Raw genomic sequence first — 13116 nt, forward strand, 5'->3', positions numbered from 1 at the left:
CACAACGGGATATCGCTCTAATAGCGGACGCCATGCCCCAGCCTCCCCTTCCCTTCGTCTGCCGCTTCGCACCGAGCCCCAACGGCCGGCTGCATCTCGGCCACGCCTTTTCGGCGCTGGTGAATGCCGAGGCGGCGGCCCGCACGGGCGGCACCTTCCTGCTGCGCATGGAGGACATCGACACCACCCGCTGTCGACCCGAATTCGAACAGGGCATCCTCGACGACCTCGCCTGGCTCGGCATCGTGCCCGCCGCGCCGCCGCGGCGCCAGTCCGAGCACTTCGCGGACTATGCCAAGGCAATCGCGCGGTTGGAGGCCATGGGCCTCGTCTATCCCGCCTTCGAGAGCCGCTCCGACATCGCGCGCGCGGTGATCGAGGCGGAGGCAAAGGAGGGGCACCCGGCCCCACGGGACCCGGACGGGGCGCCGCTCTATCCCTTCCAGCGCTCAGGGCTGTCCGATGGGGAGCGCGCACAGCGGCGGGCGGCGGGCGAGCCCTATGTGCTGCGGCTCGACATGGCAGCGGCGATGGAGGCTATCGGCAGTGGGCCGCTCTTCTGGCCGGAAGCCCGGGATCTGCCGGAAGGATCGGCCGTCCCGGCGCCAGCCGATCCGGCGCAGTGGGGCGACGTGGTGCTGGCGCGGCGGGACGTGCCGACGTCCTATCATCTCTCAGTGGTGGTAGACGACGCGCTGCAGGGCATCACCCGCGTCATCCGCGGCATGGACCTGTTTCACGCCACCTCGGTCCACGTGCTCCTGCAGCGGCTGCTTGGTCTTGCGACGCCGGTCTATCACCACCACCGGCTGATCCTCGACGGCAGCGGCCATAAGCTCTCCAAGAGCAATTCGGCCACCAGCCTCCTCGCGCTCAGAAACTGCGGCGCGACACCAGAGGACATCCGCGCGCGACTGGGGCTCGATCCGCTTCAGCCGACCCCAAGGATGTAGAGCCAGAACGCCACGGTGACCACCGCAAGCCCGGTGGAGAGCGAGACCGCGCTGGTGGAGGTGGCCACCCCCACACCATAGCGCTGCGCCAAAAGATAGCCGTTGACGCCGCTCGGCATGGCCGCGAACAGCACCGCCACGCCGGCCCACACCGGCGGCATGCTGAACACCATGGTGAGCGCGAACACCGCCGCCGGATGGACGATGAGCTTCAGGAAGCTGATGAGCGCCGAGGGCAGGAGATCGCCGCCCGCCATGCCGTAGCGCTTCAGCGACAGGCCGAGCGAAATGAGCGCGCACGGCGTCGCGGCGGCGGAGAGAAGGTCGATCATCTGCTTCGGCACGCCCACGGCCTGGATGCCCACCACCTTGGCCAGCGCCCCGGCATAGATGCCGAGCAGGATGGGGTTGAAGGCGAGCGCCTTGCCGAGCCGCATCATGGTCGCGCGGGAGAAGCCGTGGCTACCCTCCAGCATCACGGTAGCGGCCACCAGCATCACCGGCAGGTGGATGGCGATGAGCAGGAACAGCGGTACCGCTCCGGCCTCGCCATAGGCCTTCAGGATCAACGGCACGCCGACGAACACGGTGTTGGCCTGGCCCGCGGCGAAGCCATGGATGACCGCCTCCTGCCGCCCCCGCCCGAACAGCCGCTCCGCCGCCACCATGGCGATGGCGAACACGAAGAAGGCGCCGGCGAAATAGGCGATCCAGTAGCCCCACGGCTGGGCCTCGGGCAGCTTCGATTCGGTCAGCGTCTTGAAGATGAGGACCGGCACAGACAGGCTGAACACGAACTCCGCCAGCCCGTCCGTCGCCCGTTCGCTGACGAGGCCGACCCGGGCGGAGATGTAGCCCACCAGCACCATGCCGAACACCGGCAGGACGATGACAGAAATGTCCGCAAGCGTGTTGAGCATGGCCGTTTCCGTCAGGCCGCCCGCATCTGCGCCGTCTGCTCGGCGGTCGTGAGGTCCGCCGTGCGGACGCCCACCATGACGCCGAGCCTCTGGCTGAGGCGTACGGCGACGGCCTCCTCCGCGGCGAACGCGATGGTGACGCTTAGCGTGTCTTCGTCCGTCCGGCAGTCGACGCGGCTGGGCAGGACGTCGTGGATCACGAACGGCTCCAGCAGGCGCAGCAGCAGGTTGGTTTCCGGCTCGGCCGCGACGGCGAGGCGAAACGAGGACTGTTGCGGACGGACAGGGGAGGAGCCGTCGCGATGAGCGGCGGGTTCACGGCTGGACATGGGGGACGATCCGGACTGGTGCGGGCCTTGCCGCGCAATTCTCTGGGCAGTCACCTGATGGGCCTGCCCCGGCGGAGGATCGCGCCGCGGCCGTCGACGGCCTCAGGCGCGCAAGTCTACCCGGCCGACAGGGTCGACCGGGCGAGGAATTCGCCGAAGGGCCGGAAGGTGGGCCGGCATATGGCATCCGGAACGAAGCATGACGCGGACGTTAGGCTCCTCGGAAGGGACCGTCAACCGATGGGCAAATCGTTTTAGCCGTAAAATGCCAGCGAACGGAGATCCAAAACGCAAACGGCCGGGCAGTGCCCGGCCGCGAACGCTGGGTCCGTCGCCGAAGCGGCGATCAGCCCTCGTCGTCGTCGTTGTGCTCGGGCGGCACGAGGCCCTGGAGGCCGGCGAGCAGCTCTTCCTCGGTCATGCGGTCGAGCATGACATCGCTGTCCTCGCCACCGGAGCTGTCGCTGGACGCGATGAGCGGCACGGCCTCGGGCTCGGGCTCATCCACCTCGGTGTACTTCTGCAGCGAGTGGATGAGGTCTTCCTTGAGATCCTCGGGGCTCACGGTCTCGTCGGCGATCTCGCGCAGGGCGACGACAGGGTTCTTGTCGTTATCCCGGTCGATGGTGATCTGCTGGCCGGACGAGATCATGCGCGCGCGGTGGGCGGCGAGCAGAACCAGCTCGAACCGGTTGTCCACCTTGTCGATGCAGTCTTCTACGGTGACACGGGCCATCGGCTCGTCACTCCCTTATGCGCGATGCGCACAGAATACAGGCCTTGAGAAGAGGGCGTCGATACAGCAATTCGGCCAAAGGGGCAACCCCGCCGGCCAAGCGCCGCGCCTTTTTCGCTTGCCTTGAACGGTTCTTCGTCGGAGAAAGGCGACAGGACGACGTGGTTTGCAGCCGTTCCCGTTCTGCCCTTCCCATTCCATCGGCGGACCTTTGTATGCAGGGCCAGGAAAAGATCGCTCTTCTCATTGATGGCGCCAACCTTTATTCCGCGACCAAGGCGTTGGGCTTCGATATCGACTACAAGCGGCTCCTCAAGGAGTTCCAGAGCCGCGGATACCTCCTTCGCGCGTTCTACTACACGACGCTGATCGAGGATCAGGAATATTCCTCCATCCGGCCGCTGCTCGATTGGCTGGACTACAACGGCTATTCGGTGGTCACCAAGCTTGCCCGCGAGTTCACGGACGCGCAGGGCCGGCGTCGCGTGCGCGGCAACATGGACATCGAGATCGCCGTGGACGCCATGGAGCTCGCCGAGCACGTGGACCACATCGTGCTGTTCTCCGGCGACGGCGACTTCCGCTCGCTGGTGGAGGCGCTGCAGCGCAAGGGTGTGCGGGTCTCGGTGGTCTCCACCATCTCCACCCAGCCGCCGCTGATCGCGGATGACCTGCGCCGTCAGGCGGACGTCTTCATCGATCTGGTGGACCTCCAGCCCAAGATCGGCCGCGACCCGTCCGAGCGGCAGGGCCGGATGCAGGAGACGCCCCGTTTCCTCGAGCGGCGCAGCGCCACGACCGCGGCCGGCGACGGCAACGACTGACGCCGCCGGTGCCCGCCAAGATGGCTGCCAAAGCGGCCGCCGCTGCCCCGGCATCCGAGCCGGGGCGCGACTGCCCGCTGTGCCCGCGCCTCGTGGACTTCCGCGAGGAATGGCGGGCGAATGAACCCGCATGGCACAATGCGCCCGTGCCTGCCTTCGGCCCGGTCGACGCGCCGCTGCTGATCGTCGGCCTCGCGCCGGGTCTGCGGGGTGCCAATCGCACGGGCCGCCCGTTCACCGGCGACTATGCCGGCGACCTGCTCTATGCGACGCTGATCGAATACGGCTTCGCGCGTGGCCCCTATGCGGCGCACCCGGAAGATGGCCTGACCCTCACCGGCGCGCGCATCGTCAATGCCGTGCGCTGCGTGCCGCCCCAGAACAAGCCGACGCCCGAGGAAATCCGCACCTGCCGGCCCTTCCTCTCCGCCGCCATGGCCGAAATGCCGGCGCTCCGGGCCATCGTCACGCTGGGCAAGATCGCCCACGATTCGACCCTTGCCGCGCTCGGCCAGAAGGCCTCGCGGCTCAAGTTCGGCCACGGCGTTTCGGACGAGGTGGGCAGCGTGCGGTTGTTCGCGAGCTACCACTGCTCGCGCTACAACACCAACACCGGCGTGCTGACGCCCGAGATGTTCCGCTCCGTCTTTTCCGCCGTCCGCGCGAACCTGGGCTGAGCTGCCTGGGCTAGGCGGTCAGTCCTGCCGCCCCCGGCGCAAATGGGCCAGCACGTCCGCCGCGTTCCGGTCCGGCGGGAAAACCGGATAGAAGACGTGGCTGATGGCACCCTCCTCGATGATGAGGGTGATGCGCTTCAGCAGCTTCGCGCCCTCCACCTCGAAGGTCGGTAGGCGGATGGCCGTGGTCAGCTCATGCCGATGATCGGAGAGCAGCGGGAACGGCAAATGGAGCCGCTCCACCGCCTCGCGCTGATAGTCGCTGTCCTGCAGCGACAGGCCGAACACATGCTCCACGCCAGCGTCGCGCAGATCCGCGAAGTGGTCGCGGAAGGCGCAGGATTGGGGCGTGCAGCCGCGCGCGCCGGGAATGGCGTCCCAGCCCTCCGGCAAGGGCTGGCCGGGCACGCCCGTACGCGGATAGGCATAGACCACCGTCAGGCCTGAAAGGCCGGACAGATCGATGTGCCGGCCGTCCGTCGCGGGGAGGTTGATGATGGGCAGTTCCAGCCCCGGCAGGTGCGCGGCGAGGCCGTCGTCTTCCGGCGACGGGAGGTCATCGGGCAGGCTGGTGTAGCCGGAAGTGCTCATGACGCGTCCCCCTGAGAGGTTTCGTAGGAGATGAATTCGAGCAGCGACCCGTCCGGATCGCGGAAATAGACGCTGGTGCCGTGGCCACGGGCGCCGAAGCGACGCACCGGGCCGAGTTCGGGCGTGATGCCATGGGCGGCGAGGTGCGCCACGGCCTCCGCGATCGGGCCATCCCAGCGGAAGCACAGATCGGAATTGCCCGGCTGCACCGGCAGACGCGCCACCGGCACCGGATCGACGCCCGGCCCATGCAGGTTCAGCTGGCGGTCCCCGAAGCGGTAGGCGAAGCCCGTGCCCACCGTCACCACCTCCGCGCCGAGCACGGAGGCATAGAAGGCGTTGGAGCGGGCGAAATCGCTCACATGGACGACGCAATGGTCGAAGGCGATCTTGCCCGGCATGACGCCCCTTCCCTCACCCACGCTCGCGCATCAGGCGCGCCTTGTCGCGCGCCCAGTCGCGTTCCTTGGAGGCCTCGCGCTTGTCATGCGCCTTGCGGCCCTTGGCCAGCGCCAGCTCCACCTTGGCGCGACCGCGATCGTTGAAATAGATCTTGGTCGCCACCACCGTCATGCCCTCGCGCTCCACGGCCTGCCCGAGCTTGGCGATCTGCCGCTTGTGCAGCAACAGCTTCCGCGGCCTGCGGGTCTCGTGGTTGAAGCGGTTGGCTTCCAGATATTCGGGGATATAGGCGTTGTAGAGCCACATCTCGCCCTCCTTCTGGGCGGCGTAGCTCTCGCCGATGGTCGCCTTGCCGTTGCGCAGGCTCTTCACCTCGGTGCCGGTGAGGGAGATGCCGGCCTCGAACGTCTCGCCCAGCTCGAAATCGAAGCGGGCGCGCCGGTTATCGGCGGCGATCTTGCGGGGGGCTTCGGTCTTCTTGGATGTCATGATGGGGGAATGTGGTCGCAGCGCACCGCCGAAGCAAGCGGCTAGGGAATGGGTAGCCAGCCGTCAGGGGCGTCGGCGAGCGGTGTGGCAGATGCCGAGGACGGTGAGAAGGTCTTCCGCTGGTTCGATACGATAGACGATGACGTAAGGCCGCTGGCGGACAACCCATTCGCGGGTGCGATCTACCTCTCCACGCCGTCCGACGTTGGGAGCGATCTGCAACAACGTAACCGCTTTTCGGATATCGCCCAGGCCTCGGGAGGCCGCAGCGGGATTATCCGCTGCGATGAAACTGTGAATCTCGTCGAGATGGCGCAGCGCGGGGGCCGCAAACCGGACCCTCACAGCCCGAAGCGAGCCCACACGGCAGCCATCTCCTGCTCGCTGACAAATTCCATCGTGCCCGCCTCGATGGCGCGGAGCGTCGCCTCGATCTGCGCCACCTGTTCCGGCGTCAGCCGGTAGTTCGCGGCGTCGTCATCCTGCTCGTGCGCGAGAGCGAGAAGCAGGGCCGCGGCGCGGTCCTGCTCGGCGTCGGGCAGCTTGCGGATTTCCGCTATGGCTTCATCCAGCAACTTGGTCATGGGCGAAGCATAGCAGATGCCGCCTCAGTTGATGAGGCCGGCCTGCACCATGGCGCTGCGCACCACGGCGCGGGTGGTCTCGGAAACCGGCACCATGGGGAGGCGCGCCTCCTCGCTCATCTTGCCGAGGAGCGAGAGGGCATACTTGGTGGGCGCCGGGTTGGTCTCCACGAACAGCGCCGTGTGCAGCGGCATCAGCTTGTCCTGGATCGCCAGCGCCGCCTTGAAGTCGCCAGCGAGACAGGCCAGCTGGAACTCCGAGCACAGGCGCGGCGCGACGTTGGAGGCAACCGAGATGCAGCCGTGGCCGCCATGGGCCATGAAGCCGAGGGCGGTCGCATCCTCGCCCGAGAGCTGGATGAAGTCCGGCCCCAGCACCTGCCGCTGCAGCGACACGCGGGTCATGGAAGCGGTGGCGTCCTTCACGCCGGCGATGTTCTTGATCTCGAACAGCCGGGCCATGGTCTCGACCGACATGTCGATCACCGAGCGGCTCGGGATGTTGTAGATGAAGATCGGCAGGTCCACGGCGTCGGCGATCGCCTTGAAGTGGCGATAGAGGCCTTCCTGCGTGGGCTTGTTGTAGTAGGGCGTCACCACGAGGAGCGCGTCGGCACCGACCTTCTGGGCGTGCTCGGCCAGCGCGACCGCCTCGGCGGTGTTGTTGGAGCCCGCGCCGGCCATGACCGGAACGCGGCCGGCGGCCTGCTCCACGGTCCATTCCACCACGCGGTTGTGCTCCTCATGGGAGACGGTGGGGCTTTCGCCCGTGGTGCCGACCGGGACGAGGCCGTGCGTCCCCTCGGATATCTGCCAGTCCACGAAGGCACGGAACGCCTTCTCGTCCAGCGCGCCGTCGCGGAACGGGGTGACGAGGGCGGTGAACGAGCCGCGGAAACGGGACGCAGACGGGATGGGCGACATGGCGAACGCCTTGGGTTCCTGGGAGCTTGTGGTTGGCCGGGACCTGCCGCGAACGACCGGCCCGGCGCCGCGCCGGCTCGGGAGAGCGGCGGGTGCGGACCTTGACCCTTATCCTTTTGCCGCCCGGCCGGAAAGGGGGATGCGCTGCTACGATCGTTGCCATGAGGGCAAAATGCCCTTCGGGAATGGTAGCAAACTGCCGCAAGGGGGTAGCCTGCGGCAGATTTGCCCCGGAACAACCGCCAAGGTCCCGAAAGCCGTGGTTTCGCCCGGTTTTCGGACTTCATTGAGGTTAGGGTTTCGTCAACGCCGGTGGCCGAACATGCGGGTGGGGGAATACGCCACCACAGCCCGCGCCCGCGAGGAAGCTTCATGTCGTCTGTCTCGAGCCTGATGTCCGTGAGCGCGCTTGCGCTCGCCCTCGCCTGGAGCGGGGCGATGCCGGCGGTTGCGGAATCCGCGCCGACACCCCCGGCCAAGCCGTCCGCGTCCGCCTCCAAGGATTCGAAGTCGACCGACGCCAAGTCGAAGGATGCCCACGCCAAGGACACGAAATCCAAGGACAGCAAGGCGGCTGATTCCAAGGCCAAGGATGCCAAGGCAAAGGACGCCAAGGCCAAGGAGACGAAGTCCAAGGATGCGAAGTCGTCCACGCCGGCCAAGCCCGCCACGGCCGCAAAGCCCGCGGCGAGCAAGAGCGCGTCCACCAAACCGTCCGCCGGCAAGCCCGCTGCGGCACGCGTCGCGCCCACCGTCCATCAGCCAGCGCCGACAGTCGGCGCGTCGTCCAGCATCCCCGGCGGCGATCTCGCCGCGTTGAAGGTCGCGGTGAACGCCGCCCGCAACGGCCGCGCCGCCGAGGCCATGGGAGCGGCCCAGCAGCTCGACGATCCGGTGGCGCGCACGCTGGTGACATGGCTTGTCATCCGGCACGCGCCGAACGATCTCGGCTTCAACGCCATCAACGAATTCATCCAGGAGAAGCCGGGCTGGCCCACGCAGTCCACCCTGCGCCGTCGCGCCGAGCGCGTGCTGTTCCAGGAAAACAAGGACCCGGCGAAGGCGCAGGCCTTCTTCGCCGATCAGGCGCCCCTGTCCGGCGAGGGCAAAGTGGCGCTCGCGCGCTATCTCGTCTCCATCGGCAAAAGGCAGGATGCGGCCGAGTGGGTGCGCGACGCCTGGCGCAACGACGAGCTGAACGAGCTCTTCGAGAGCAAGATCATCGACGAGTTCTCGGGCTTCCTCACCCGCGCCGACCACAAGCTGAGGGCCGACCACTTCAGCTACAAGCCGGACACCGACCGCGCCATGCGCGCCGCCGCGCGCGCCGGTAGCGATATCGTGGCGCTCACCAAGGCGCGCATGGCGATCGCGCGCAAGGAAGCGAACGGCGAGAAGCTGCTCGGCCTCGTGCCGTTCACGCTGTCGAGCGACCCCGCCTATCTCTTCGCCAAGTCCCAACTGCTGCGCCGGGCCGACAAGCCTCAGGAAGCGGCGCGGGCCCTGCTCGCCGGCTCCAGCTCCGATCAGGTGCTGGCGGACCCCGACGAATGGTGGATCGAGCGCCGCCTCGTCGCACGTGAGCTGCTCGATGCCGGCGATTTCCAGACCGCCTACAAGGTCGCCGCCACCGGCGTGCCGCCGCAGGCTGACAATTATCGCGCCGAGCAGCAATGGACCGCCGGCTGGATCGCCCTGCGCTTCCTGAAGGACCCGAGCCGGGCGGCGCAGCATTTCGCCAAGGTCGATGACGACCAGAAGCATCCCATCACGCTGTCGCGCGCCTATTACTGGCAGGCCCGCGCGGCCGAGGCCATGGGTGATCGTGGCCGGGCCAATGCCGGCTATCAGGCGGCGGCCAAATTCCCGGCGACCTATTACGGCCAGCTCTCGCGCACCAAGCTCGGCATGGCCCCTGTCGTGCTGCGCGGCGCGCCCTCCCCGTCCTTCGGCGCGCGCGACACCTTCGCCCGCCTGGAGCCGGTGAAGGCGATCCGCATGCTCTATGCCGTGGGCGCGCGCGACATCCCGCTGACCATCTATTACGACCTCGCCTGGCGGATGGAGGATTCGAGCCAGCTCGCCATGCTCGCGACCCTCGCCGAATCCAACAACGATCCGCGCGGCGCGCTGGTGGTGGGCAAGGAGGGGCTCGCCGAGGGCCACCCGCTGGAGGCCGAGGCCTTCCCGACGTTCGGCCTGCCCAACTACAGCCCCATCGGCGACCCGGTGGACAAGGCGGCGGTCTATGCCATCGCCCGGCAGGAGAGCCAGTTCAACCCGGCGACCTATTCCAGCGCCAAGGCGATGGGCCTCATGCAGGTCACACCGGAGGCGGGACGGCAGGTGGCCAAGGTCACGGGCGTCTCCTATGACGAGCGCCGGCTCATGAGCGACCAGTCCTACAATGTGCAGTTCGGCGCCGCCGAGCTGGGCGAGCTGGTGGCGCAATATGGCGGCAACTACGTGCTGGCCTTCGCCGCCTATAACGCCGGGCGCGGCAGCGTCGCCAAGTGGATCGCCCGCTACGGCGACCCGCGCGACCCGGACGTGGACGTGGTGGACTGGGTGGAGTGCATCCCCTTCTCCGAGACCCGCAACTACGTGCAGCGGGTGATGGAGAACTACCAAGTCTACAAGGTGCGCTTCAACATCCCGAGCAAGCTCCAGATGGAAGCCGATCTGCGCGGCGGGCGCTGAGCCCGGCTCACCGCCGCCGACGGGGCGGCGGTGCTCCACCCTCGAGGATGGCTTTCGCCTGCCCCATCCAGTCCTCGCGCTCGATGCGGCCGGGGAAGGCGAGGTAGCTGCCGACCCAGGCGGCCTCTTCCGGCGTCCATGCGGCGATCTGCCGAAGATGGAAGATGCCAATCTCGTTGAGCCGCTGCTCGTTCTGCGGACCGATGCCCTTCAATTGCTTGAGATCGTCCGCTCCCTCGCCCTCCGGCGCGTCGAGGGCGGGCGGGCGCACCCCCGGCAGGCTCTCCGGCGGCCGTCGCCGGGCGCGTGGGGCGGGGCGGATCGGCGACTGCGTGGCCGGAGGCGGCGGCTCGTCCTCCTCCTCTTCATCCAGAGGCGGCACCGCATTCATGTCGGCGATGCCGAGCCGCGCGAACAGGTCCTGCTGGGGCGAGGGCGCGGGCTCGACCAGGACAGGCGGTTCCGGCTGGGGCTGAGGCGTGGCAGGAACGGGCGGACGCTCCACGACGGCGGGCGGTGGCAGGACTTCGGCCTGCACCGGTGGTTCGGCTGGGCGGTGCTTCAGGCCGAGGCGATAGCCGACCGCCAGCGCGGCAGCGAAGACGAGGGTGAGGAGCAGAGCCACCTCGATGGCAAAGGCGGTCATGGCCGGCTCCCCCCATTCCGCCCCAGCGCGTAGCCGGTGGCGAGGCCGATCGCGGCCGCGCCGATCACGTAAGGCCAAAGAGCGATGGCGAGATAGATCATGGCGCGCGCTCCTTCACCTCGATCTCGATGCGCCGGTTCAGCGCCCTGCCCGCCTCGGTATCGTTCGGCGCCACCGGCTGGCCGGAGCCGAGCCCTGCCGCCGTCAGCCGGTCGGAGGCTATGCCTTCCGCGCCAAGGGCCGCGACCACAGCCTTCGCCCGCGCCTCCGACAGACGCAGATTGGCTGCTCCATCGCCGACGCCGTCCGTATGGCCGGACACACGCACCAGACTGTCCGGGCATCGCTTCAGCACGGCGGCGATACGATCCACGAGGCCACGGCTCAGGGCATCGATGTCCGCAGTGGCGCCGACGAAACGCACCGTTCCCCGCGACAGCAGCTCGCCGACCAGCCGGCCGCATTCCGCGACGCTCACCGGCGGGGCGGGCGGGGCGAGCTGGAGCGCCGTCTCGATCACGAACGGCGGCCGGGCAGCGCGCTTGAGCGCGGCCTCCACCTCCCCGCCCACGGTCGCGTCGAGCACCGTTCCGCTCAGGCGCATCTGGGCATCGGCGACGCTCAGTTCGCCGGAGGAAAGACGGGACAGTTGCGCGAGCCCGGCGAGCACCGCATCGCGGAAGCCGGACGGCGCTCCGCCGCCGACCGCCGATACGTCATTGACCTTTTCGCGCAGGAAATCACGCTCCAGCGCGGTCTTGATGGCGACGTGGGCCGCCTCGTCCGGATAGAAGCCGGAGACCGTGAGTTCGCCGGCCTCCCGCCGCACCGAGAAGACATAAGGCGAGATGGACGGCGGCCGCACGCCCCTGGCATCGACCGTGACGCCGGCCGGCGGCGTGCGTACCGCCTGCACCACGGCGAGATAGCCCGCGGAATCGGCCGCCTCGCCCGACAGCACCATCCGCGTGCCCGTCACCTCGGCCGAGCCGGCATGCATCCGGGCGAGCTGGGCGACGGCAAAGCTGGCGGCGCTCGCCCACACCTCGGGCGCCGGGCCGCCGGAGGCGAGTTGCAGATCGTCGGCGACCGGCATGCCCTGAAAGCCCGAACGCGCGGCATCCAGCAGCAGGCGGCGGGCCTCTTCGGACGGCGCGAAGCCGGAAAGCTGCACCTGCTCGGGGTTGCGCTCGATCTGCCATGTAAACGGGGAGGCGCGCGGCGGCTCGACCGCGAAGCGCACGATCTGGAAGCCCTCGGGCGGCTGCCGGCGCAGCGTGAGGAGGATGTCGAAGGAGGTGAAACTGGGCGCGACGCCCTCGATCGAAAGGGTCGAATCGGAGAGCGTCACCCGGCCCTCCGGAAGCTGGGCCAGGGCCGAGCCGGCAAAGCGCACCGCCCGCATCCAGAGTTCCGCGCTCGGCGCGCCGTCGGCGAGCAAAGTGTCGTCCTTGATGCCGATGCCCGGCACGGTCGAGGACAAAGCCTTCGCCACTTCGGCCCGCGCCTCGGCCGAGGGAACGTAGCCGCTGAGCCGCAGCACCGTGCCATCGCGCACCGCCGACCACAGGAACGGGGCGGCGACCGGCGGGCGCACCTCGAAGCGCGCGAGCACCATGCCGCCGGGCAGCGGGCCGTGCAGGGTCTGGGCCAGTTCGTCATAGCTCGCGAGGTCGCGCGCCCGCCCCTCCAGCGCAATCGCGCCATCCGACAGGGTGAGCCGACCGGACGGGAGGCGCTTCAGCTGGCCAAGCCCGAAGATGACCAGCGCGGCGAAATCACCGGGCGGGGCGCCGCGGGCCCGCACCAGCCGGTTCTGTCCTGTGACCTGGTCCCCGCCGCTGCGGGCCGCCGCGACGATCCGCACCAGGCCATCGGCGGAGGGAACGTAGCCATCAACCGCGATCGCGCGTCCGTCTTTCACCGCGCTGAAGGTGAAGGGGTGCCGCTCCGGCAGCAGAGTGGTTGCGTCACGCACCACGCGGACGCCGAACAGGCCTTCCAGCGAGGCGCGCACCTTGGTCCGCGCCTCCTCGGCGAGGGCCTCGCCCTCCAAGGTGGCGTCGCGGCCCTGAAAGCGGGCCGAAGCCCAGGATTCGCCCGTCCGTGCGAGCACATCCCGCGCCGCCGAATCGAGGTCGGCCTGGATAGGCCCGCGGCCGAACAGGATGGCGCAGACCGTGAGCGTGGCGAGGGCTGCGAGGCCGGCCGCCAGAGGCCACAGGCGTCGCCAGATCCCGCCCCGGCGCGGCTGGACCTGCCGCGGCCCGTCCTCGCCCGCTCTTTTCACCTCGCCTTGCCGCACCACGCACACCCCGCTGTCCGCCCCGCTCTCGGGAGC

15 protein-coding genes are annotated in these 13116 nt (G+C 68.8%); 4 read left to right on the plus strand and 11 right to left on the minus strand.

Annotation, left to right across the window (positions count from 1 at the left end; genetic code table 11):
• The first annotated feature begins 32 nt into the window (after window positions 1-32).
• Complete coding sequence (gene gluQRS / locus V5F74_RS02005) at window positions 33-953, plus strand: tRNA glutamyl-Q(34) synthetase GluQRS (protein WP_394005990.1); 921 nt, start codon at window positions 33-35, stop codon at window positions 951-953.
• Here gluQRS and V5F74_RS02010 read toward each other — a convergent pair.
• From V5F74_RS02010 to rpoZ, 3 genes are all read right to left on the minus strand, one after another.
• Window positions 932-1873 (minus strand): AEC family transporter, encoded by a 942-nt coding sequence (locus V5F74_RS02010; protein WP_394005992.1) that lies wholly within the window; start codon window positions 1871-1873, stop codon window positions 932-934. The genes gluQRS and V5F74_RS02010 overlap by 22 nt on opposite strands.
• Before the next feature lie 11 nt (window positions 1874-1884).
• A complete protein-coding gene (locus V5F74_RS02015) occupies window positions 1885-2202 on the minus strand; it encodes a hypothetical protein (protein ID WP_394005994.1) in 318 nt (105 codons plus the stop codon).
• A gap of 346 nt (window positions 2203-2548) precedes the next feature.
• Window positions 2549-2938, minus strand: a complete 390-nt coding sequence (gene rpoZ, locus V5F74_RS02020; RefSeq protein ID WP_024279425.1) for a DNA-directed RNA polymerase subunit omega — start codon at window positions 2936-2938, stop codon at window positions 2549-2551.
• Between the two features lie 215 nt (window positions 2939-3153).
• Between rpoZ and V5F74_RS02025 the strand changes: the two genes are divergently transcribed.
• Window positions 3154-3762, plus strand: a complete 609-nt coding sequence (locus V5F74_RS02025) for a LabA-like NYN domain-containing protein (RefSeq protein WP_029558161.1) — start codon at window positions 3154-3156, stop codon at window positions 3760-3762.
• Between the two features lie 20 nt (window positions 3763-3782).
• Window positions 3783-4439 carry a uracil-DNA glycosylase gene (locus V5F74_RS02030; protein WP_394005996.1) on the plus strand — a complete coding sequence of 219 codons (657 nt, stop codon included), beginning with the start codon at window positions 3783-3785 and terminating at the stop codon, window positions 4437-4439.
• Window positions 4440-4457: 18 nt separating this feature from the next.
• Here the strand turns inward: V5F74_RS02030 and V5F74_RS02035 are convergent, their stop codons facing one another.
• The 6 genes from V5F74_RS02035 to dapA form a co-directional block, all read right to left on the minus strand.
• The gene (locus V5F74_RS02035; RefSeq protein ID WP_394005998.1) at window positions 4458-5030 is read right to left on the minus strand and encodes a peroxiredoxin; all 573 of its coding nucleotides are present in this window, start codon (window positions 5028-5030) and stop codon (window positions 4458-4460) included.
• A complete protein-coding gene (locus V5F74_RS02040) occupies window positions 5027-5431 on the minus strand; it encodes a VOC family protein (protein ID WP_024279429.1) in 405 nt (134 codons plus the stop codon). Before V5F74_RS02040 ends, V5F74_RS02035 begins: the two co-directional genes overlap by 4 nt.
• A gap of 13 nt (window positions 5432-5444) precedes the next feature.
• Window positions 5445-5921, minus strand: a complete 477-nt coding sequence (smpB, locus tag V5F74_RS02045; protein WP_024279430.1) for an SsrA-binding protein SmpB — start codon at window positions 5919-5921, stop codon at window positions 5445-5447.
• 63 nt (window positions 5922-5984) lie between these two features.
• Window positions 5985-6284, minus strand: a complete 300-nt coding sequence (locus V5F74_RS02050) for a type II toxin-antitoxin system RelE/ParE family toxin (RefSeq protein ID WP_394005999.1) — start codon at window positions 6282-6284, stop codon at window positions 5985-5987.
• Window positions 6263-6505, minus strand: coding sequence for a hypothetical protein (locus tag V5F74_RS02055; protein WP_024279432.1), 243 nt, complete (start codon window positions 6503-6505; stop codon window positions 6263-6265). Before V5F74_RS02055 ends, V5F74_RS02050 begins: the two co-directional genes overlap by 22 nt.
• A 24-nt stretch (window positions 6506-6529) precedes the next feature.
• On the minus strand, window positions 6530-7429 hold the full coding sequence (gene dapA / locus V5F74_RS02060) for a 4-hydroxy-tetrahydrodipicolinate synthase (protein ID WP_155982317.1): 900 nt from the start codon (window positions 7427-7429) through the stop codon (window positions 6530-6532).
• Between the two features lie 372 nt (window positions 7430-7801).
• On the opposite strand from dapA, the gene V5F74_RS02065 reads away from it, so the two are divergent.
• Window positions 7802-10129 (plus strand): lytic transglycosylase domain-containing protein, encoded by a 2328-nt coding sequence (locus tag V5F74_RS02065; RefSeq protein WP_394006002.1) that lies wholly within the window; start codon window positions 7802-7804, stop codon window positions 10127-10129.
• A gap of 7 nt (window positions 10130-10136) precedes the next feature.
• On the opposite strand, the gene V5F74_RS02070 is transcribed toward V5F74_RS02065, so the two are convergent.
• Window positions 10137-10775 carry a hypothetical protein gene (locus V5F74_RS02070; protein ID WP_394006003.1) on the minus strand — a complete coding sequence of 213 codons (639 nt, stop codon included), beginning with the start codon at window positions 10773-10775 and terminating at the stop codon, window positions 10137-10139.
• A gap of 97 nt (window positions 10776-10872) precedes the next feature.
• Complete coding sequence (locus tag V5F74_RS02075) at window positions 10873-13083, minus strand: OmpA family protein (protein WP_394006005.1); 2211 nt, start codon at window positions 13081-13083, stop codon at window positions 10873-10875.
• Window positions 13084-13116 lie beyond the last annotated feature (33 nt).

The organism is Xanthobacter aminoxidans (assembly GCF_043193615.1).
In the GTDB taxonomy this organism is placed as follows: Bacteria; Pseudomonadota; Alphaproteobacteria; order Rhizobiales; family Xanthobacteraceae; genus Xanthobacter; species Xanthobacter aminoxidans.